15 protein-coding genes are annotated in these 23,465 nt (G+C 55.2%); 14 read left to right on the top strand and 1 reads right to left on the bottom strand.

The window, feature by feature from the left end; all coding sequences use genetic code 11:
• The first annotated feature begins 126 nt into the window (after window positions 1–126).
• The 4 genes from rpoB (at window position 127) to V3C19_RS01140 (ending at window position 10,080) form a co-directional block, all read left to right on the top strand.
• A complete protein-coding gene (gene rpoB / locus V3C19_RS01155) occupies window positions 127–4,065 on the top strand; it encodes a DNA-directed RNA polymerase subunit beta (protein WP_295933502.1) in 3,939 nt (1,312 codons plus the stop codon).
• Window positions 4,066–4,137: 72 nt separating this feature from the next.
• Complete coding sequence (gene rpoC, locus V3C19_RS01150; RefSeq protein ID WP_130083672.1) at window positions 4,138–8,331, top strand: DNA-directed RNA polymerase subunit beta'; 4,194 nt, start codon at window positions 4,138–4,140, stop codon at window positions 8,329–8,331.
• Between the two features lie 308 nt (window positions 8,332–8,639).
• Window positions 8,640–9,344: a PEP-CTERM sorting domain-containing protein gene (locus V3C19_RS01145; protein ID WP_130083674.1), complete on the top strand. Its 705-nt coding sequence runs from the start codon at window positions 8,640–8,642 to the stop codon at window positions 9,342–9,344.
• A 100-nt stretch (window positions 9,345–9,444) separates the two neighbouring features.
• Entirely contained in the window at window positions 9,445–10,080 is a 636-nt protein-coding gene (locus V3C19_RS01140; protein WP_295933506.1) for a GyrI-like domain-containing protein, read from the top strand.
• 17 nt (window positions 10,081–10,097) lie between these two features.
• On the opposite strand, the gene V3C19_RS01135 is transcribed toward V3C19_RS01140, so the two are convergent.
• On the bottom strand, window positions 10,098–10,301 hold the full coding sequence (locus V3C19_RS01135) for a hypothetical protein (protein ID WP_130083676.1): 204 nt from the start codon (window positions 10,299–10,301) through the stop codon (window positions 10,098–10,100).
• Between the two features lie 261 nt (window positions 10,302–10,562).
• Here V3C19_RS01135 and lepA point away from each other — a divergent pair, with 261 nt between their 5' ends.
• The 10 genes from lepA (at window position 10,563) to V3C19_RS01085 (ending at window position 23,249) form a co-directional block, all read left to right on the top strand.
• Window positions 10,563–12,362, top strand: coding sequence for a translation elongation factor 4 (gene lepA / locus V3C19_RS01130; protein ID WP_295933509.1), 1,800 nt, complete (start codon window positions 10,563–10,565; stop codon window positions 12,360–12,362).
• 455 nt (window positions 12,363–12,817) lie between these two features.
• Window positions 12,818–13,126: a hypothetical protein gene (locus tag V3C19_RS01125; RefSeq protein ID WP_330937125.1), complete on the top strand. Its 309-nt coding sequence runs from the start codon at window positions 12,818–12,820 to the stop codon at window positions 13,124–13,126.
• A gap of 318 nt (window positions 13,127–13,444) precedes the next feature.
• A complete protein-coding gene (locus tag V3C19_RS01120; RefSeq protein WP_215434233.1) occupies window positions 13,445–13,690 on the top strand; it encodes a hypothetical protein in 246 nt (81 codons plus the stop codon).
• Window positions 13,691–13,707: 17 nt separating this feature from the next.
• Entirely contained in the window at window positions 13,708–14,634 is a 927-nt protein-coding gene (locus tag V3C19_RS01115; RefSeq protein WP_295877209.1) for a hypothetical protein, read from the top strand.
• 90 nt (window positions 14,635–14,724) lie between these two features.
• Complete coding sequence (locus tag V3C19_RS01110) at window positions 14,725–15,699, top strand: thioredoxin family protein (protein WP_130083680.1); 975 nt, start codon at window positions 14,725–14,727, stop codon at window positions 15,697–15,699.
• Between the two features lie 249 nt (window positions 15,700–15,948).
• Entirely contained in the window at window positions 15,949–17,691 is a 1,743-nt protein-coding gene (locus V3C19_RS01105; protein ID WP_130083681.1) for a sulfatase, read from the top strand.
• 114 nt (window positions 17,692–17,805) lie between these two features.
• On the top strand, window positions 17,806–19,362 hold the full coding sequence (locus V3C19_RS01100) for a beta-N-acetylhexosaminidase (RefSeq protein ID WP_130083682.1): 1,557 nt from the start codon (window positions 17,806–17,808) through the stop codon (window positions 19,360–19,362).
• 119 nt (window positions 19,363–19,481) lie between these two features.
• On the top strand, window positions 19,482–20,897 hold the full coding sequence (cysS, locus tag V3C19_RS01095) for a cysteine--tRNA ligase (RefSeq protein ID WP_295933515.1): 1,416 nt from the start codon (window positions 19,482–19,484) through the stop codon (window positions 20,895–20,897).
• A gap of 488 nt (window positions 20,898–21,385) precedes the next feature.
• A complete protein-coding gene (locus tag V3C19_RS01090; protein ID WP_161981420.1) occupies window positions 21,386–22,141 on the top strand; it encodes a LamG-like jellyroll fold domain-containing protein in 756 nt (251 codons plus the stop codon).
• Between the two features lie 202 nt (window positions 22,142–22,343).
• Window positions 22,344–23,249 carry a DMT family transporter gene (locus V3C19_RS01085; protein ID WP_295933517.1) on the top strand — a complete coding sequence of 302 codons (906 nt, stop codon included), beginning with the start codon at window positions 22,344–22,346 and terminating at the stop codon, window positions 23,247–23,249.
• The last annotated feature ends 216 nt before the right edge of the window (window positions 23,250–23,465 follow it).

The raw sequence follows: 23,465 nt of genomic DNA, 5'->3' as shown, positions 1-23,465 counted from the left end.
CCGACTAGAGGCTTTTTGCGCATCAAATCGCTTCCAGTCGGTTCCGTCTCCCCAAGGAAGGAACCGTTCTGCCCCGCATCCGGGCAGCAAGGATGCACATTCATAACATCTCCGCCACAGCAGCCCATGTCAAAGCGACTCTACTTCGGGAATATCAAGGAAGTCATCGAACCTCCCAACCTTATTGAGATTCAACTGCAATCATACTTCGATTTTCTACAACAGGACACGCCGGCCGCGGCCAGGAAAAACATCGGCTTGCAGGGTGTTCTGAAGGAAATCTTTCCTATCAAGAGCTATGACGAAAACATTGAGCTCGACTTCGTCTCTTATGAAATAGAACAGCCGAAGATGAGCGACTACGAGGCTATCCGCGCCGGGGAAACCTACAGCGCCGCCCTCCAGGTCACCTTCAAGCTCAAATCCGACAACGAATCCAAGGAAGAAACTGTTTACATGGGTGAAATGCCCATGATGACCAACCGCGGCACCTTTGTGATCAATGGCGCGGAACGCGTCATTGTGTCCCAGCTTCACCGTTCTCCGGGCATCTGCTTTGAAAGCGCCCAGCACCTGAACGGCAAGCTTCTGCATTCCTTCCGCATCATTCCGGACCGCGGTTCCTGGCTGGAAGTCCAGTTTGACACCAACGACCTGCTCTACGTCTATCTTGACCGCCGCCGCCGCCGCCGCAAGTTCCTTGCGACCACGTTCATGCGCTATCTGGGCTTCAAGACCGACCGCGACATCGTCAGCCAGTTTTACGATATCCGCACTCTTCCCCTGAGCGAAGATATGACGGAAGAAGACCTGCACAACCTCGTCGCCGTCGATACGATCAAGGACAAGGATCTGGTTCTTGCCAAAGCCTTCGAACAGCTCAATATGGGCGTGGTACGCCAGTTGCTCCAGTTCGGCATCAAGGAAATCGACGTCATCAACCAGAACGAGGACGACGTGCTGATCAAGACCCTGAAGAAGGATCCCGCCCACGACGAGGAATCCGCCCTCAAGGAAATTTACAAGCGCCTGCGTCCCGGCGACCCCGCTACGGCCGCACAGGCCCGCACGCTTCTGAAGAGACTCTTCGACGATCCCAAGAAGTACGACCTCACCCGCGTGGGCCGTTACAAGATCAATCAGAAACTGGGTCTGGACACCAGCCTGGACCAACGCCTGATGACTGCGGAAGATTTCCTGGCCGCCCTCAAGTATCTCCTGCGCCTCAAGAAGGGCGAAGGGATGGTGGACGACATCGACCACCTGGGCAGCCGCCGCGTGCGCGCCGTGGGCGAACTCATGGCCAACCAGTGCCGCGTGGGCCTCGCCCGGACGGAACGCCTGGTGAAGGAACGCATGACCCTCATCGACCAGAATATTGAAGGCGTCACGCCCAGCAAGCTGATCAACCCGAAGGCGCTGAGCGCCGTCGTACGCGACTTCTTCGGCCGTTCCCAGCTGTCCCAGTTCATGGACCAGATCAACCCCCTCGCGGAACTGACGCACAAGCGCCGCCTTTCCGCCCTGGGGCCCGGAGGCCTGAACCGCGACCGCGCCGGCTTTGAAGTGCGAGACGTGCATCCTTCCCACTATGGCCGCATCTGCCCGATCGAAACGCCGGAAGGCCCCAACATCGGTCTGATCAACTCCATGTGCACCTACGCCCGCATCAATGAATTCGGTTTCATTGAAACGCCCTACCGCAAGGTGGAAAACGGACGGGTCACCAATACCATCGAATACGTCACCGCCGACCAGGAGGAAGGCTACCTCATCGCCCAGGCCAACAACCCGCTGGACGAACAGGGCAACTTCACCACTTCCCGCGTGACCGCCCGTGAAAAGGGCGAGTTCATCGAAGTGGACCCGGCCGACGTGCATTACATGGACGTGTCTCCCAAGCAGCTCGTCTCCATCGCCGCAGGCCTCATTCCCTTCCTGGAACACGACGACGCCAACCGCGCCCTGATGGGCTCCAACATGCAGCGCCAGGGCGTGCCTCTGATGGTGGCGGAATCCCCGTACGTGGGCACCGGCATCGAAGGCAAGTGCGCCCGGGACTCCCGTTCCGTCGTGCTGGCGGAAGCGGACGGCATCGTTGCCTCCGCCTCTGCGGAAGTTATCATCACCACGAAGGACGGCGAATTGCCCGTACGCCCGGAAGTGTACCTGTCCGATCCGGACAGCGTCCGCACCGACCGCGACAACGGCATTTACGTCTATCCCCTGCGCAAGTTCATGCGTTCCAATGCCGGCACCTGCATCAACCAGAGGCCGATCGTGCGCCGCGGGGACAAGATCAAGGCCGGCGACGTGCTGGCGGACGGCCCGAACACGGACCAGGGCGAACTGGCTCTCGGCCGCAACGTACTGGTGGCATATATGCCGTGGAACGGGTACAACTTCGAAGATGCCATCGTCATCTCCGAAAAGACGGTCAAGGAAGACACCTTCACCTCCATCCACATTTCCGAGTTTGAAGTGCAGGCCCGCGACACCAAGCTGGGCCCGGAAGAAATCACCCGCGACATTCCGAACGCCGGGGACGAAGCCCTGAAGAACCTGGACCATGACGGCGTCATCCGCATCGGTGCGGAAGTGAAGCCCGGCGACATCCTCGTCGGCAAGATCACTCCCAAGTCTGAAACGGAACTGGCTCCGGAAGAACGCCTGCTGCGCGCCATCTTCGGTGAAAAGGCGGCGGAAGTGAAGGATACTTCCCTTCGCGTTCCCTCCGGCTGCACCGGCATCGTGATGGACGTACGCATTTCTTCCACAGGTTCCGGCCATCACCGCGGCGACCTTGTGGTGGACAGCGCGGAGAAGAAGAAGCAGTTCAAGAAGATCAACGACGAGCACAAGAAGAAGAAGGAACAGCTTATTGACCAGCTGACCAAGAAGCTTTCCGACATTCTTCTGGGTGAAAAGATCCCGCTTGATGTCGTCAACGAACAGACCGGCGAAATCATCATTCCGGCCAACCGCAAGATCACCAAGACCCTGCTGCGCAAGCTGGCGCTGGTTCACGACCACATCGAAATCGAGCCCAGCCCGATCCGCAACAAGATTCTGGAAATCATCACCTCCTTCGAAGGCCGCTTCACCGAGCTGGACGACGAACGCGAACACAGACTGGACCAGATGGAATCCGGGGACGAATCCGAACCCGGCGGCCTGAAGGAAGTCAAGGTGTACATCGCCGCCAAGCGCAAGCTCGGCGTGGGTGACAAGATGGCCGGCCGCCACGGCAACAAGGGCGTGGTAGCCAAGATCGTTCCCGAACAGGACATGCCCTTCCTCGCGGACGGCACTCCGGTGGACATCGTGCTGAACCCCCTGGGCGTACCTTCCCGAATGAATGTGGGACAGGTGCTTGAAGCCCACCTCGGCATCGCGGCCAGGGCCCTCGGCTTCAAGGTGGCCACTCCGGTGTTCGACGGCATCAGTGAAGAAACCATCTGGAACTATATGTCCGAAGCCAAGAAGGTGGACGGCTTTACCTGGATCGGCGACGGCAAGGACGGCACAGTGGGAGGCAAGAGCATCCTGTACGACGGCCTTACCGGCGAACCCTTCCACAATCCCGTTGTGGTAGGCCAGACCTACATGCTCAAGCTGAACCACCTGGTGGCGGACAAGATCCACGCCCGCGCCGTGGGTCCGTACAGCCTGGTCACGCAGCAGCCCCTGGGCGGCAAGGCCCAGTACGGCGGCCAGCGTTTCGGGGAAATGGAAGTGTGGGCGCTGGAAGCCTATGGCGCCGCCTACACCCTCCAGGAACTCCTCACCGTGAAGTCCGACGACGTGCAGGGCCGCACCCGCATTTACGAATCCATCGTGAAGGGGGACAACACCCTGGAAGCCGGCACTCCGGAATCCTTCAACGTTCTGATGAAGGAAATGCAGTCCCTGGGCCTGAACGTACGCCCCGGCAGCAAGGATGAACAACCTTCCCTGCAGCTCGGCGGTACGGACCTTGCCCCGGTGGACGGCATGACGGAAGGCTTTGACAGCGACGACATGGCCGGACTGGCGGATGTCGATTTCTCCGACCTTAAATTCTAACATCCATCGCATTCCCCTTCCGCCCCGCACGGTGCGGGAGGGGGCATCAACCCTTCTTAAGATTTTTAACATATGTCTGATACCCCTACCATTCGGGAAATGCACGGTCTGAGCGACAAGCCCAAGACCTTTGACCAGGTAGCCATCACCGTGGCTGATCCGGATACCATCCGCAGCTGGTCCCATGGCGAAGTAGTCAACCCGGAAACCATCAATTACCGCACGTTCAAGCCGGAAAAAGGCGGCTTGTTCTGCGAACGCATTTTCGGCCCCACCCGCGACATGGAATGCGCCTGCGGCAAGTACAAGCGCATCAAGCACAAGGGCATCACCTGCGACCGCTGCGGCGTGGAAGTGACCAACGCCCGCGTGCGCCGCGAACGCATGGGTCACATTGAGCTGGCCGTTCCGGTCTCCCACATCTGGTTTTACAAGTGCATGCCCAGCCGCATCGGTCTCATGCTGGACCTGACGGCCCGCCATCTCGAACGCGTGATTTACTATGAAGATTACATCGTGGTGGATCCCGGCAGCACTCCCCTGGAAAAGGGCGCCATTCTGACGGAAGAGGAATTCCGCAACGCGGAGGACGAATACGGCTATGACAGCTTTGAAGCCGGCATGGGTGCGGAAGCCATCCAGAAGATGCTTGCCTCCATTGACCTGCCCTCCCTCGTGGCCGATCTCCAGGAACAGCTGGACAACACCAACTCCAAGCAGAACAAGCGCAAGATCGCCAAGCGCCTGAAGCTGGCCCAGGGCTTCCTTCAGTCCAACACGCGCCCGGAATGGATGATCCTGAACGTGCTGCCTGTCATCCCGCCGGACCTGCGCCCGCTGGTTCCGCTGGAAGGCGGCCGCTTCGCCACGTCCGACCTGAACGACCTGTACCGCCGCGTCATCAACCGCAACAACCGCTTGAAGACCCTGCTGAGCCTGAAGACTCCGGAAGTCATCATCCGCAACGAAAAGCGCATGCTCCAGGAAGCCGTGGACGCCCTGTTCGACAACGGCCGCCACGGCCGCGCCGTCACGGGAGCCGGCAACCGTCCCCTCAAATCCCTTTCCGACATGCTGAAAGGCAAAGGCGGCCGTTTCCGCCAGAACCTGCTGGGCAAGCGCGTGGACTACTCCGGCCGTTCCGTGATCGTGATCGGCCCGGAATTGAAGCTCAACCAGTGCGGCCTTCCCAAGAAGATGGCCCTCATCCTGTTTGAACCCTTCATTATCCACCGCCTCAAGGAGCTGGGCTACGTACACACCGTGCGTTCCGCCAAGAAGCTGATTGACCGCAAGACGCCGGAAGTATGGGACATCCTGGAAGAAGTCACCAAGGGCCACCCCGTCATGCTCAACCGTGCGCCCACGCTGCACCGCCTTTCCATCCAGGCTTTTGAACCGGTCCTGATTGAAGGTTCCGCCATTCGTCTGCACCCGCTTGTCTGTAACGCGTACAACGCGGACTTCGACGGCGACCAGATGGCCGTGCACGTGCCGCTTTCCGTGGAAGCCCAGATGGAAGCGCGCCAACTCATGCTGGCGCCCAACAACATCTTCTCCCCGGCATCCGGCAAGCCCATCGCCACGCCTACGCAGGACATCATTCTTGGCGCGTACTTCCTGACGCACACCCGTGCCGCGGAAGTGCAGAATTACCAGGACAACCACCAGCACCTGCCCCTTTTCGAATCCATCGATGAAGTGGAATACGCCATTGCCGCCCGCAAGATCGGCTACCATGACTGGATTCGCCTCCACAACCCGGACTACGGCAAGAAGCCGTCCGAAGTGGTGTACGGAGACGTAACCAAGAAGGTGATCGTGACTACGGCCGGACGCGTGCGTTTTAATGAAATCTGGCCCCGAGAACTCGGCTACATCAACCGCAACGTGGGCAAGAAGCAGATGGGCGACATCATCTGGCGCTGCTACCAGACGGTGGGCAAGGAACGTACCGTGCAGACCCTGGACGCCCTGAAGAACCTGGGCTTCAAAGAAGCTACCCGTTCCGGCTGCTCCATCGGCATTGTGGACATGGTCGTTCCGTCCCAGAAGAAGACGGAAATCGAAAAGGCCTATGCAGAGCTGGACAAGGTCACCAAGCAGTACAAGAACGGTATCATCACGGACGGCGAACGCTATCAGAAGGTGGTGGATATCTGGACCCAGACTACGGACGTGATCCAGGCGGCCCTGTACCGCAAGCTGGAACACAACGAAGGTTCCAAGATGGCCAGCCCGCTCTTCATGATGGTGGATTCCGGCGCCCGAGGCAACAAGGCGCAGATCAAGCAGCTCTCCGGCATGCGCGGTTTGATGGCCAAGCCCAGCGGTGAAATTATCGAACGCCCCATCACGGCCAACTTCCGTGAAGGCCTCTCCGTGCTGGAATATTTCATTTCCACCCACGGCGCCCGCAAGGGCCTGGCGGACACCGCCTTGAAGACGGCGGACTCCGGCTACATGACCCGCAAGCTTGTGGACGTGGCCCAGGACGTCATCGTTTACGCGGACGACTGCGGTACGAATAACGGCATCACCGTTCACGCCATCTATGATGGCGATGAAGAGGTGGCCTCCCTTTCCTCCCGCATTTACGGCCGCGTTTCCTGCGAGCGTATCGTCGATCCCGTCAGCGGCGAGATCATCGTGGACATCAACGACCTCATCAACGAGAAGCAGGCGGAACAACTGGAAAAGATCGGCATTGAACAGCTGAAGATCCGTTCCGTGCTGACCTGCGAACTCAAGAAGGGCTGCTGCGCCAAATGCTACGGCCTGAACCTGGCTACCGGCCAGGAAGTGAAGATCGGTGAAGCGGTCGGCATCATCGCCGCCCAGTCCATCGGCGAGCCCGGCACCCAGCTGACCATGCGTACATTCCACGTGGGCGGCACGGCCACTACGGCGTTCAAGCAGCCTATCGTGAAGGCGAAGAACGACGGCCGCGTGATCTACACGGAAGACCTCCGCACGGTGGAAAACGTGGACGGCAACTTCGTGGTTCTGAACAAGAACTGCTCCGTCCGCATTGAAAACGAACAGGGCCGCGAGCTGGAATCCTACCAGCCCGTCATCGGCACCATCCTGTACGTTCCCAACGGCGGCTCCATCAAGAAGGATGAAACCCTCGCCACATGGGACCCGTACAACGTGCCCGTGATCGCTGAAAAGGGCGGGATGGTCGAATTCAAGGATATGATCGTGGGGATCACCGTTTCCAAGGAAACGGACCGTGAAACCGGTACGTCCACCCTCGTCGTGATGGAACACAAGCAGGAACTCCACCCGCAGGTGGTCATCCGCGATGCCAAGACCCGCGAGGTTCTGGCCCACCACGCCATTCCCGCCGGGGCCAACCTGACCGTGAAGGACGGAGAGACCATTTCCGCCGGCACCATGGTGGCCAAGACGCCCCGCAAGGTGGCCAAGACAAAGGACATCACCGGCGGTCTTCCCCGCGTGGCAGAACTGTTTGAAGCCCGCAAGCCCAAGGACGCCTGCACCATCGCACGCGTGGAAGGCATTGTGCGCCTCAGCAGCAAGAACACCTCCCGCGGCAAGAAGGTCATCACCATTGAAACGCCCACGGGCGAACTGGTGGACCATCTGGTGCCGATGAACAAGCACGTGATCGTTCACGAAGACGACCACGTCCACATGGGCGACCAGCTTACGGAAGGCCCCGTTTCTCCGGAAGAAATTCTGGATGTCTGCGGCAAGGAACGCCTCCAGGAGCACCTCGTCAACGAAGTGCAGGAAGTGTACCGCCTCCAGGGTGTGGAGATCAACGACAAGCACGTGGAAATCATCGTGCGGCAGATGCTGCGCAAGGTAGTCATCACGGAACCCGGCAACACCGAGTTCCTGTGGGGCGACCAGGTGGACAAGACCACCTTTGACCGCATCAACGAACAGACGATCGCCCAGGGTGGCCAGCCGGCCGCCGCCAAGCCCGTTCTGCTCGGCATCACGAAGGCCTCCCTGGAAACGGAATCCTTCATCTCCGCCGCGTCCTTCCAGGACACCACGCGCGTTCTGACCGAAGCTTCCACCCTCGGCAAGACCGACACGCTGGAAGGGTTCAAGGAAAACGTCATCATGGGCCACCTCATTCCCGCCGGTACCGGGTTCTCCCGCTACAGCAAGATTGAAGTGGATCCCGCGGAAGGAGCTGAAGAAATCGTGCTCGCCGGCGAAGATGATGAAATGGACTCCATCGAAGAAGTCCTGAACGATACCATCAACTTCGACAACGAACGCTAATCCGTTCCCAAACCATATTCCAGGGCCGCTTTCCGCAAGGAGAGCGGCCCTTTTTCTGTATTAAAATATCTTACACTCAAGGCATTCCTCCCCAGGACGAATTGCAAATCCGGTGTCAAGAGAATATTTTGAAACTTTGACCTTTGCTGTAAAAAGGCATGTTTGAAAAACCCGGGAGCCTTGTTCCAAACCACGGGATTTTCACGCCAACTATAAAACGTTGAATTGATTGAAACCTTTTCCTGTTTCATGTGAATCCGGGCGGATTTGCAATCCGGCATGTTAACGGCAACATCAATCCAACAGCAATGAAGAAAATATTATGCACCATCTGCCTCGGCATGGCCTTTCTGGCAACCTCCGTTTCGGCGGCTACCATTGAGCTGATGCCGGAAATCTCCTCCATCACCGGCCAGGGCTACAATTCCGCAGGACGTCTTGCCAACAACAATATCACAGCCGCCGACGTCAAGGCATGGCTGGGACCCGCCGGACGCGCGGACGGATGGTACACCACTACCGGAAACGGTGACATGGGCTGGGGCAGCGCTTCCGTCAATACAGCCAACCAGACTATCAGCCTTCCCAACATGCCCGGTACGGCCGGGGTCTGCGCCGGCCTGAAAATGACCATTGAAAACATCCAGGCCTATTCCGGGCTCACCTTCAGCTTCAGCCTGACTCCTCCCGGAACGGGCCCCACGTACACTTATTCCGTCTGGTATGAAACCACGGACGGAGACCTGGTGGAACTTTGCAGGGGAAGCAGGGGCAACAACGCCTCCCAGTGGAACGTTTCCTACGATGTGACCGACGAACAGCTTGCGGCCATGAAGACAAACGGCAACGGCAAGGTTTATGCCGTCATCGGCAGTTCGGGGGGCACCAACGGCAACAACGGAATCATCCGCGATATTTCGCTGGAAGGAACACTGGCGGTTCCGGAACCCACCGCGGCTTCCCTGAGCCTTCTGGGACTGGCCGCGCTGATGCTGCGCCGCCGCAGGAATTGAACCGGCTCTTTCATTTTCCTTATATATGGAAGGCTGTCCCGTAAACGGGGCGGCCTTCTTTTTTCGTGCATAAGCTCCCCTCTGCCGTTAGCATGCCTCCATGCCCCCTTTGGATTACAAGAAACAGGACAGGCGCCTTTACCTTCCCTCTGCCGTTCCCGCCGTGGTGGACGTGCCGGAAATGCAGTTTTTCATGGTGGACGGCACGGGCAATCCCAATGCTCCGGACGGAGAGTATTCACACGCCCTGGAATTATTGTACACCCTTTCCTACGCCGTCCGGATGGGAGGGAAAAAAGGAGCTTTCCCGGCTCCGGATTATCTGGAATACGTCGTCCCTCCCCTGGAAGGGCTCTGGTGGAATTCGGGGCAAAACCCTTCCGCAAATAAAAATACGTTCCGCTGGACTTCCATGATACGCCAGCCCGGCTTCATCACTGCGGAGGCATTCGAGTACGCTCGGATGAACGCCATGAAGAAAAAGCCCCATTTGAACGTGGAAATGGCGCGCATGGCTTCCTTTGCGGAAGGGTTCTGCGTACAATGCCTGCACACGGGTTCCTATGACGATGAACCAGCCACGCTGGCCCGCATGCATGTTTTCATGGAGCAGTCGGGACTGCGCCCGGATACATTAGGTATGCGGACACACCATGAAATTTATCTCTCAGACCCCCGGAAGACGCCTGCGGAACGGCTGAAAACCGTGCTACGCCTTCCGGTGCTGAAAGCGTGATGCCGTTTTCCCGCTTCCTATTCGTTGTCGATGAAGTAGGCCTGCAAAATGCAGATAATATGCAGGACAATGGGAACCAGGGCAAAGATGAACCAGTACAACAGGCCGTAAGCCGCGCCCACCACCAGGAACCAGACAATGGCCTGGACGAAGTGCCCCTTGTACAATTGACCCAGACCGGGGACGAACAAACTTAAAACAGCTGCCAGGAATGATTTCATATGCTTAAAAAATAGAATTGATCCGGACGGCCTCTTCTGCACGCCCCTCACGCATTGAGAGCCGCTGTTCCGGCTTCCTGTTCAATATCACCGGACGCGCGCTGTCATGAATGACGGACTTCCAACCCCGCTCTGGAACGGGCATTCACGCCGCAGCCGGTGAAAACCATGCGGCGGTCATGCTCCGGTCTTGACCGGGAGGAAGGCTGTGTTACCCTCGCCGCGCACAGGGCACTCACGTTAGAAGAGTAAGGAAGCATCATGTCCATTGAATTGACTCGCAATTTCTCCATCATCGCGCACATCGACCACGGAAAGACCACCCTTTCCGACCGGTTGCTGGAAAAGACCAATACCATTTCCGACCGGGAAAAGCAGGATCAGATTCTGGACGCCATGGATCTTGAACGGGAGAAGGGCATCACGATCAAATCCCACCCCGTCACCATTTTTTACAAGGCCAAGAACGGAAAAACCTACAAGCTGAACCTGCTGGATACTCCCGGCCACGTAGACTTTTCCTATGAAGTATCCCGTTCGCTGGCCGCCTGCGAAGGGGCCCTCCTCATCGTGGATGCGGCCCAGGGCGTGGAAGCCCAGACATTGGCCAACATGCACCTGGCTATGGACCTGAACCTGGCCATCATTCCGGTCATCAACAAGATCGACCTGCCGAGCGCCAACCTTCCCAACGTGTACCGCCAGCTGGAAGATATCGTCTGCATTCCCCATGAGGAAGCCATTCACGCTTCCGCCAAGATGGGAATCGGCATTGATGAAATCCTGGAGGCCGTCGTGGAACGGGTACCGGCGCCCAAAACGGAGGAAGACGGTCTCCTGCGCGCCCTGGTGTTCGACTCCGTTTATGACGCCTACCGCGGCGTCGTGTCCTACGTGCGTGTCATCTCCGGCAGCGTGCAGCGGGGCATGAAGGTAAAGCTTTTCGCCACGGATGAAGTGTATGAGGTCAAGGAAGTGGGAATTTTCACGCCCAAAATGACAAAAACCGATACGCTGGAAGCCGGCGACGTGGGCTATATTATCGCGAACATGAAGTCCGCTTCCGACGTCAAGATCGGGGATACCTACACGGACTGCATGCGCCCCTGCCCCGAGCCTCTGCCCGGCTTCAAGGAAATCCGCCCCATGGTCTTTTCCGGCATTTACCCGGTTGATTCCTCTGATTTTGAAGCGCTGAAGGCCGCCATGGCCAAACTCCAGATCAATGACGCTGCCTTTTCCTTCCAGGCGGAATCTTCCGTGGCCCTCGGCTTCGGCTTCCGCTGCGGCTTCCTGGGCCTGCTCCACATGGAAATCATCCAGGAACGCCTGCGCCGGGAATTCAACATGGATATTATTTCCACATATCCTTCCGTGATCTATGAAGTCACCAAGACCAGCGGCGAGGAAATGCAGGTGGACAACCCCAGCCTGCTTCCGGAACCCCAGGAAATCCAGGAGATCCGGGAACCCATCGTCAAGGTGTTTATCATGCTTCCCGGCGAATACATTGGAGACATCATGCAGCTCGTTCTGGAGAAACGCGGCAGTGTGGACAATACGGAGACCATTGACGATACGCGCGTCATGCTCACCTGCACCGTGCCGCTGGCGGAAATCCTTGTGGATTTCAACGACAAGCTCAAGTCCATGACCCGCGGCTACGGCTCCATGGATTATGAATACTCCGGCTACCAGGCCGCCAAGCTGATCAAGATGGACATGCTCATCGCCGGAGAGCCGGTGGACGCCTTCTCCATGATCGTCCACCAGGACAAGGCGGCCTCCCGCGGCCGGGAACTGGCTGAACGGCTGAAAAACGTCATTCCCCGGCAACTTTTCACCGTCGCCATCCAGGCCTGCATCGGCGGCAAGATCATCGCCCGTGAAAGCATCTCTCCCATGCGCAAGGACGTTACCGCCAAATGTTACGGCGGTGACGTGACCCGCAAGCGCAAGCTTCTGGAAAAGCAGAAGGAAGGGAAAAAGCGCATGAAGGCCATCGGGAAAATCAATATCCCGCAGGAAGCTTTCATCAAGGTGCTGAAAACTGGGGACTAACTTGATTCCGGCTCCTGCTCTGTTTTTCCATTCCTGCGGTTCCAAATCATCCTGCCGTACAGGAAGCATGTCTTCTTACAGATTTCATTTAAAAATCTTGATTTTATGAAAATTCAAGATAATATCCATGAAATAATAATTGAACTGGAAAATATTGATTTTTCTATTGTTTAATACCTTTTAACAAAATTAGAGTTTTATCATAGGGCCAGATAAAAATGAAATTCATCTTTCCGTCAAGATTATTCATCATCTCGTTTTGCCTGTTATCTGGCCTCCATCATTTCGCCTTTGGTGAAGAAGAAAAAGCCAAGTTGGAAATTGAATCGGAGCCGGATGAATTTTCCGCAGACTTGTGCATCGCCGAGGCCTAGGGAAAGCCTATCTCTGACGAAGAAAAAGAAAGGGAGCGAAAAAGGACCCGCTTTGGGGCTGGTGAATTGGTAAAGTTAAGATTGTCAGGAAAGGAAGCATTAATTGAAGATCCCAAAAAACTGGTATGGAGAATTGAACCGAGAAAAGGAGACAACTGGGCTCAAATAGAGGTAGACGATGGAAATAATCCCAGTTTACTGGTTCCTGTTGTTTTGACTATTAACAAAGACCTCGTTTTCGACACTTCTGAAACACAGGATCCTGAAAAGGAAATAGGAGATGCAGCTTTGCAAACGGAAGGAGAATTCAATGTGCAAGTCCTACAAGGAGAAGAAATTATAGCCAAAAAAAACCTTCACAGCCGTTCTTCCCTCCAAAATTACTGCTGAACATGAAGGGCGTCCGGTTTCCGGTAAAGATGGAGAATACGGGGAAGGATTTCCGCAAATGGAGATTGGGAGCCTTCCGGAGCATCCTCCGTTCTTAACCTGACTTTTCATCCTACGGATGTCAGCTTCTGGAACCTCGCAAAAATTGAAGTGGACCATGGCTTCAAAAAATATGATGACAATGGCCAAGAGATTTAATTTCATAAGATTCCGCCATCATTGATTGAAGTGCACCGGCCTACTCCATTTGCAACGCTCATCACAAAACAAAATGGAGGCAGGGATCATATAGGAGCACGCAAAAGCTTGGACAAATTCATGAATCTGACGTTGCCTCTTCCCGTTGGTTGGACATGGTTGTGCGGTTTTTATACTGCCCTGGAGAATGCCGGCCATGAGGAGATCCGTTCCCGCATAGGAATTTACGAGCAAAGAATAGATTTTCTTCAACACAAACCGGGAGACGTCAAAACAATCGAAACCATTTTAAGCAAATTCGGTTGTAAAGTAAGCCGCGTTACAGGAGGAAACCATAGCTTCACAAAAGAAAAACAAGAGCCGTGAAATCTATCACTTATTGCATGCTTGCCCTGATACTTTCGCTTGCGACCGGCAGAGGAGAACCCGTCCAGTTGGCCAGGACAATTCCCATTCCATGGAACAAGGAGATTTTGAAAGATCCGGAAACTTCATCCTCCCAATTAAAAAGTCTGCTTGAGGAAGGGCGGCTGGAAGAATTTTATGTTTTGGCTAAAAAGAAACTGCACGATTCCCGCCAAGAACTGAAAGAAACAAACCGGTTTTCCGAGAAAGGCTATCTGGACAGGCTCTGGATGCTATATTACATCACGGCAGTGCCTCTACTCACCGTGGATTATTCTCCGGATGTTCCTCATCCCCGGTTTAATAAAGACGACTATGTTTTAAAACGTGCCGCTCTCATGCAAATCGCGTTCGAGCTGATTTCCGACGAAGACTACCTCAGGTACGAACGACAGCATCACAAGGAATTAGTGCATTTATTCGCTTCCTATTCTGCAGGTCTATTAAAAAGAGTAAGGGAAAGCTACGACCCGGACCTGGAAGAAAAATTGAAAAAAATGAAATTCCAATCGCGCAAAGACGACCCTGCGGAAATAAGTAAACGCAATTATCTCTTTTTTATCAACAAACAAATTCTCAGGGATAACAGAAACAGTACCATTCCCAGTTACATCAACATGATGGAAGAGCTTTTAATGGGGCGCCTGTGGAGTTATTTTCACGGTCAGCCGCGGGAAGTGGAAAAGTATATCAAACTGGCAGGTTACCAGAGTGAAGAAGAGATTGACGAACTTATCTTCAGAACATTGGCAAGAACTCCAAAAACGGAATTCCTGTATCAAGGCGCCCGTGGGAAAAGATATGAAAGGAAGATACGTTCCGGAAAGGAGAGCAGCGTGAACGACCGGTATCTGCATTCAATTGACAGAGCTTTGAAAGCACAGAAAGCCAAAGCCGGACAATAAAAGCGGCTGACAAACGCCCCGGAATGCCAGAAGGTAGCCCGGGTAATTCCCGGATTGCATCTCCTTTCCCGTTATGTTATCAGATCGGGCATGAGTTTGTTCAGGCCCTTCATGCTCATAATAACGTCGTTTCTCCTGGCCTCCTGTGCAGGGACGTCTCCGGATGCAAACAAGCCGAAAGTCCGGAAAAGCCTTTCCGAACAGCTTCAGGACAATCTGGCCGCATCCATCGCCAACGTTCCCCCTTCTCTGATGGGGAACGGCCCCGGAACGCAGCAGGCCACCCAGTTGACCGCCTCCACCCAGGAGGAAATGCTGGCAAGTGCGGACAGCGGAGCCGTGTTTTTCACGGACCCCTACAATTCAGACGCATCCATTCCCGGCCTGGATGAAGCCTTCACGCGGAAGAAGGAAAACCAGCGGTGGATACAGAGTTATTCGTCCGCCCTCCGGGAAGCCCAGAGAACCGGCTATCCCATCCTGATCTGGTTCCACCATTCCAAGGGAAGCCCCCCCAGCAGGAAACTGGCTGCGGACCTGCTCCACACGCGGGAGTTCGAGGAATGGGCCAAGGAAAATATTATCCGCGTCTGCTATGACCAGGCGGAAGAATTTGAAAGCGAGCCGAACGCCAAAAAGCGCAGTCGGATGAAAGAGTATGTCAGCAAGGCCCCTTCCCTGTTCGGGGTCAGGGGCACGCCCGTACTGCTGATCATGTCTCCGGACGGCACCAAGGTGGATACCCTCCGCGGTTATTACAACGGTCAAAGCCGCCTTTATTTCGACCAGATCAAAAACAGCGTCAAACTGGCGAACCAGCAGTATGAAAAGTTTAAAAAAACTCTGATTCCCAAAGGCTACAGGACCTGGACCGGAGCAAACGGCAACACCTTGTTTGCCAAACTTTCACGCTACTCGGAGAAGGACCAGGCCGTCTGGCTTCAGGAATTCGACGGCCACCAGAATAAAACCTCTTTAAGAAGCCTTAGCGAGGAAGACAGGAAATGGATTCTGGATCAAAAGGCGGCACGGAAGGCCTCCGCTCCCGGAGCCGAAAAACGGTAGTCTTCTTCGCTTCTCTTTTTTAGCGGAAATTCTTTCCGGAAGCGTCTCTCCGGCAAATCAAATGCATGGCCGGGCATACTTCCGTGCCAGCTATCTCATTCCGGCACTCTCTGGTCTGTTTTTTACCTTGCAAGAGAAAATAGGGGTGCTAGTGTACTTCAAATGTCTCCATTTCATGGAGAGCCGCACGCCGGGAAATTCTCTGCACTTCTTTTTTCCTGGTATTTTTTCACTATATTGTCATATCCCATGCATCAATATCTAACGAACGGCCTGTTGCTTGCGGCCTGCTCCGCTTCCCTGGCTTTCAGCGCCCAAACCAAGGAGGGAGACCAACGGCCCAATATTCTGGTCATTGTCACGGACGACCATTCCTACCAGACCCTGGGGACCTGTGAAAAAGATTCTCCCATGCCCTACCCGAATTTCCGCAAGCTGGCGGACGAAGGCATGGTGTTTGACCGCAGCTACTGCGCCAACTCCCTTTGCGGACCGTCCCGCGCCTGCATTTACACGGGACGCCACTCTCACATGAACGGTTACCTGTTCAATGAACACGCCGCCCCCTTTGACGGTTCCCAGCCTACTTTCCCCAAGATGCTTCAGAAGGCCGGCTACCAGACAGCCATTGTAGGCAAATGGCACCTGGAAGCCATTCCGCCAAATGCCAGGGGAGACATGTCCAAATATGAGTCCAATCCCACCGGATTCGACTACTGGGAAATTTTCCCCGGCCAGGGCAATTACTTCAACCCGGATTTCATCACGCCCGGCAAGGACGGCAAACGCGTGGTGAAGACGGAACCCGGCTACGCCACGGAACTGGTCACGCAAAAGAGTCTCAAATGGCTGGACCAGCGTGACAAGACCAAGCCTTTCATGCTTGTCGTGGGCCACAAGGCTCCCCACCGCTGCTGGTGTCCTTCCATCCAAAACCTGGGACGCGCCAAGCAGTATGCAGACCTTGCCGATCCGCCCGCCAATCTGGAAGACGACTTTGCCAACCGTCCGGAATTCCTGAAAATGACGGAACAGACGCTACTCAATCACTTCAATGTGTGGTCCGACGAACACCTGATCAAAGAGGTCGTCCCGGAAGACATACAGAAGATGCTGTCATGCCCTGAATCCAAGACCCTGCACACCAAGTACGACTGGGAAATGCCCGAATGGGTGCGCATGGACCCGCAGCAGAAGGAAGCCTGGTACAATTATCACAAGGCCCGCACCCTCCAGCTCGTGAAAGACATTCGCAGCGGCAAGATCAAGACCAAGAATGATATTCTGCTCCGCCGCTGGCGCCATTACATGGAAGATTACCTGGGCACCGTGCTTTCCGTGGATGAAAGCATCGGGGAAATCATGGACTACCTGAAAAAGAACGGCTTGGAGAAAAATACCATCGTTCTCTACTGCGGGGACCAGGGATTCTACATGGGCGAACACGGCTTGTATGACAAGCGCTGGATTTTCGAGGAATCCTTCCGGATGCCCCTCATCATGAAGTGGCCGGGGCACATCAAGCCCGGCGTGCGTTCCAACGCCATGGTGCAGGAATTGGACTATGCCCCCACCTTCTGTGAAGTGGCCGGAGCCGCCACTCCGGAAAACATGTCCACTTTCCAGGGACGCAGCCTCACGCCGCTGTTCAAGACGGGAGATCACCCGGACTTCAAGGACCGTCCGCTGTACTACGCCTTTTATGAAAATCCCGGAGAACACAACGCTCCGCGCCATGACGGCCTCCGCACGGAACGCTATACTCTTTCCTACCTCTGGACCAGCGATGAATGGATGCTTTTCGACAACCACAAGGACCCCGCCCAGATGGTGGACGTTCACGCCAAGCCGGAGTATGCGGAAACCATGAAGGAACTCAGAAGGCTATACCAGCAGCTCCGCAAGGACTGCCAGGTTCCGGAAGGTTTTCCCGGAGCCACGGGCAAGCTGTCCGTCACCCCCAGATGGGACTGCGGGACCGGCAAGAATTGAAAAGCCTCCGCACTCCATTGTTCCGCATCTGAAAAATGCCGCATGGCGACGCATAATTTTTACAATAGCCAAAATACAATCAAACCAAACAAGATCTGATAGAAGTCACTATATATGAAAGCATTCCTATTTGCGGCGGCGTTCCTCTGCTCCCTTTGCTGGGCCGGAACCAACCCCTACAACATCATTCCGGAACCCGTCAAGGTGACGACCGCCTCCGGCACTACCAAAAACCTCAAAATCCTGAATGAACAGAAAGTTTCCGGACTTGGCAATGAAGGCTACACCATAAAGCTTACGCCCGGCGGCGTGGAATTGCGCTACACCACGCCCAATGGAAAAGCCATGGCCATGGCAACCCTCCTCCAGCTTCAGGATCAGCTCTCGGATACTCCGGCCGGGCTGCCCTGCGGCAGCATCCAGGATGCGCCGGATTTCGGCTGGCGCGGCATGATGGTGGACGTAGGCCGCTATCACTACCCGATGAAGGAGCTCTACAATTTTGTGGACGCCATGCACTACTATAAGTACAACGTCCTTCACCTGCACCTGACGGAAGACCAGGGCTGGCGCCTGCCCGTTCCGGGCTACGACAAGCTCCGTACCATAGGAGCGGTCCGCCCTTCCGCCCCGCCCAACCAGGGAAACGCCCTGCTGGCCAATGAAGGCATGTACACCAAGAAGGAACTCCAGGACTTGGTGGCCTACTGCAGGGCACGCGGCATCCAGGTGCTGCCGGAAGTGGAAATGCCCGGCCACAATATGGCGCTGGCAGCCTCCTACCCGGAATTCTGCTGCAATACCAAGCGTGCCCAGGTATGGACGCATGGCGGCGTTTCCTCCAAACTGATCTGCCCGCAGAAACCGGGAACCAAGAAGTTCATCAAGGACACGTTTGACACGGTCAAACAAATCTTCCCCTTTGACTATGTGCACATCGGCGGGGACGAATGCCCCATGGGCGACTGGAAGAAGTGCCCGGACTGCCAGGCGGCACGCGCCAAGAAGGGCCAGGGAGATGATGTGGAAGCCCAGATGAGCGATTTCACGAAGAGCCTGGGCGCCCTTCTGGCCAAAAACAAGAAAAAGCCCATCCTGTGGTATGACATCAACAAGGGTTACTACCACAAGGGAGAAACCGTCATGTCCTGGCTGCCGGGAGAATTCCCCCGCTGCATCGACAAGACGAAGGAACAGGGAATCGACCTGATCGTCACTCCCCAGTACAAGTATTACCTGGCCCGCACCCAGATGAAATTCCCGAAGGACGACGTACGGGCCAGGCCCGGCGGCGGCCCCATCCTGCTTAAGGACTGCTACAACTTCGACCCCCGCAACGGACGGGACAAGAACGACGTCAAGCACATCAAGGGCATCAACCTCTGCATGTGGGCGGAATGGATTCCTTCCGGAGAACTGCTGATGTACATGACCTATCCGCGGGCCATGGCCGTCTCTGAAACCGCCTGGGGCAACCACAAGAACCGCCCCAGCCTGGAAGATTTCGAGAAAAAGATGGAAACCCACAGGAAGCACTTTCAGAAGCGTTTCGGCTATACGCTGGACCGTACAGTCGAGAACAAGCCCTACCGCGAAAAGTTCATCACCCAGGAACAAATCGACCGCATTAACGAGAACTACAAGAAGGGTCAGCAGAACGCGGACAAGTAGTTTTTCCGCCCTTTCATAGCCATTCGATTCATTCAGAACGGGGACACGGTCAACCACGTGTCCCCGTTCTTTTTTTCCCGCTTGACCGGACGCGGCTCTTCCCTTCTAATCGTCCCGCCATGTTACACCTTTACGATACCCGCACCCGGAAGGCACAGGAGATTTCCCCAATGGATGGAAAAACGCTGCGCTTTTACTGCTGCGGTCCCACGGTGTACGCTCCCGCCCACATTGGCAACTTCCGCACCTTCATCATGCAGGATGTGTTCCGCCGCGTTGTGGAACTGGGAGGAACAGCCACCACGCATGTCCGCAACCTGACGGACGTGGACGACAAGACCATCCGCGACTCCCGCAAGGCGGCCGTCACTCTGGCGGAATTCACCGCCGCATGGGCGGACAAGTTCCATCAGGACTGCCAGGACCTCAACTGCCTTCCCCCGCATGTGGAACCCTCCGCCGTCGCCCACATTCCGGAGCAGATAGAAATGGTAAAAGCCCTTGTGGAAAAAGGCCACGCCTACCCTTCCGAAGACGGGTCCGTGTATTTCAGGATTTCCTCTTTCCCGGAATACGGCAGTCTTTCCCATCTGGACAAGCGGGAACTGGATCTCGGCAAAACCGCCAACGCCCGATCCCATGCAGATGAGTATGAAAAGGACTCCGTGGCGGATTTCGTGCTTTGGAAGAGCCGCCGTCCGGAAGACGGAGACAACTACTGGCCGTCTCCGTGGGGAGAAGGGCGCCCCGGCTGGCACCTGGAATGCTCCGCGATGATCCACAAATACTTCGGCAATGATTTCGACCTTCATTCCGGCGGTGTGGACTTGGTATTTCCCCATCACGAGAACGAAGCGGCCCAATCACGCTGCGCCTGCGGAGGCGGTTTTGCGCGCCTGTGGTTCCATATCGCCCACCTGCTGGTGGACGGCGGCAAAATGTCCAAGTCCCTGGGCAATATGTACACGCTGGAAGACCTAGAGAAACTGGGCCACAAACCGGAAGCCGTGCGCTACGTGCTGGCAGGCGGCTACTACCGCCGGCCTCTGAATTTCACTCTTTCTTCCCTGGAAGATGCCAGAGGCGCCTTGAACCGCATGGCCAAATTCGACGCACTGCTCCGAACCGCCGCAGGAATGGATAACATCCCTTCCTACGACGAGTTTCGCGTGTCCCGTCCTGAACTGGGCCTTTTCCAGCCTGCATGGGACAGCCTGAACGATGACCTGAACACTCCGGAAGCTCTGGGCCACGTCTTCACCGCCATGAGAAAAGCGGAGGTTCCCTCTCTGACTCCCGAAGAGGCTCTTCATATGCGGCATGCCTTCCATTTCATCCTGAACGCTTTCGGCATTATCCTGCCGAAAGAGGAAAAAGAAGAAGTCCCGGAGGAAGTACGTACGCTGGCGGAACAGCGCTGGCAGGCCAAGCAGAGCAGGGATTGGGCGGAAGCCGACCGTCTCCGGGCTGCAGTAACGGCCCTGGGCTGGACTATCAAGGACCGGAAGGATGACTATGACATCGTCAAAAGCTAAGACAGAAAATTCCTGACAATCCGTTAACCGACAATTACACATCCGGGCAATGCTTTTCCAGTATTGCCCGGATTTTTTTCGATCAGGACAAAAGGGAGCTGGCCTGCATCATTCCTTCCATATTTCATTCTTCGATTAATCAAGTCAATTAAAGCGCTTTAAAGACACCTTCATTCTTACACATAAAAACGCAAATCTGTTCCTTCTTCTGAAAGATTCTTTTTTCTTTAATATTAAATATTTCTTCATACATCGAATTTGAAATCCGAAGTCAATGAAATTTTTTGATACAAAATGTCTTAGAAAAGCTGAAAAGAGTGAAGAAGGAGCTGGAAAGACGGGGAGAAACTATATGAATAAATATTCAATAATATCACCATTAATGATTTATGTATTTTTCAAAATAATTTGAAAGCTTTTTCGGATTTCAAATTCGTTTTGATCCGGCCATGCGCAAAAGTTTGGCGGCTGTATTTTTTTCCAGTGTCATGATGGGAACAGCATTACTGGCTTCAAACGCCGATGCTTCCACCCTTCTTTACGGACTGGATTTCAACAATTTGAATGAGCAGAATTTAACCAACCTGGGGAGCGGAACAACCGCTATCAACGGAACAGCCGGGTACATTAACTGGACCGGCGACAATGTTCCCCTCGGTGATGGAGGCTATGCCCACAGAGTGAACGGCGCAACATTCAATATCAGCAACAGTGGCGGCATTGACGGCATCAACCTTTCCACCGGATTCAGCGTCGGCCTCCATCTGAAGAACGGCAACAATCCCGTCTGGCAGGATGCCCTTTCCATCACATTCGGTAACACAACCATCAGGGTGGAAATGAATGCTTCCAACCAGTGGGTGATTTACAACGGTGCCGACATAGGTATTCCGCAAGGAACTCTTCTCTTCCAGACAGACCCCGGCAACTGGGATTACCTGGGTCTGACCTTCCAAGGCGACAAAATGAATGTGTACAAAAACGGCCAGTTGACCAATTCCATCACGACCGGCCTTTCAGATTCCACCCTCGTTACCGGCATCAGGGGAGGAGGCGAACATGCCGCTACTAATTCCCAAGTCTATATAGACAACGTGGCCGTTTATGACGGCGTGCTCAATGGCAACGATTTCGCCTACCTGAGCCAGAATGCCATGCCTGCCGAACTGGTTCCGGAACCGGCCACTGCTTCACTGAGCCTTCTCGGGCTGGCTTCCCTGCTTATGCGCAGAAGAAGAAAGTAACCCCCGTCTTTAAACATTTCAAAGCCGTTTTTCCCCACAGGAAAACGGCTTTTTCTTTTCCGGGGAGCAAAACGCTCCCTGCCGAATATTCCGGCATGACTGAAATATCGGTATCCTCCCCGGAGCTTAAGGATATTTGTGGTTGATCATGCCCGTCAGGGCCTACAGAATGCGCGCCGAACTTTTTCCGTCCACTTTTTTCATGCCGCGCCGCCAAAAAACCCTTGGGCACATTGCCGCCCTGCTGACTATCCTGATCTGGGGCACAACCTTCGTCTCCACCAAAGTGCTGCTGCGGGACTTTACGCCCGTTACGGTGCTCTTCACGCGCTTTGTCATCGGCTACGCCTTCCTCTGGTGCCTGAAACCACGCCTGATGCCTTTCTCCGGCTGGAAAAAGGAATTCCTGTTTGCCGGAGCCGGTTTAACGGGAGTCACTCTGTACTTCCTGCTGGAAAACATCGCCCTGACGTACACACTGGCTTCCAACGTGGGAATCATCGTGGCCGTGGTGCCGTTCTTCACAGCTCTTCTGGCCCACTTCCTGATCAAGGGGGAACGGTTCACGCCGCGCTTTTTCCTGGGTTTTGTCGCCGCGTTCTCGGGCATCTTCCTCATCATGGCGAATGGAGCCTTCGTTCTGGAACTGAATCCGGCAGGCGACCTGCTGGCCCTGGGGGCGGCCCTTGTCTGGGCGGTTTATTCCATCCTGATGAAGAAAATCGGCGTCAATACGTCCAACATGGTAGCCTGCACACGCCGCATTTTCTTCTACGGCATCGTGATGATGGTGCCGGCCCTGTCTCTGCTGCCGGTGAACTTTGACTGGGATCTGTTCATCCGGCCCGTCAACGCCGCCAATCTGCTGTATCTGGGCTTCTTTGCCTCCGCCCTGTGTTTCCTGGCCTGGAGCCGGGTGGTGGAAGTGCTGGGAGCCGTCAAATCCAGCGTCTATATTTACATGGTCCCGGTTGTGGCCGTGATAGCCTCCGCTATCATCCTGGGAGAACGCCTGACATGGATTTCCATAACCGGGATTTTTTTGACCCTCTGCGGCGTCATGATTTCCGAATACAGGAAAAAGGAGGGAAAAGATAAGCCGGCCTGAAAGAATGCTGATCCGGATAAATTCCGGACCATCCCATTTTCCAGGCATGAAAAACAAGGAAGCTGAGATACTTCTACGGATTGGCTTCCGTCAACTTTGATTCCATAAAGAAATTTTTAAGGGAACAAGGACCTTCATCAATGGAGACACATGTCTGCAAGCAGAAATTCTCCGGAATCAGCCAACCGTATAAGAGAGGTCCCAGCAATTTCGATT

This window comes from Akkermansia sp. AE01SA01 (assembly GCF_036417395.1).
Lineage (GTDB): Bacteria > Verrucomicrobiota > Verrucomicrobiia > Verrucomicrobiales > Akkermansiaceae > Akkermansia.
Note: the sequence above shows the minus strand (reverse complement) of the source record. Positions and strands in the feature narration are given on the sequence as shown.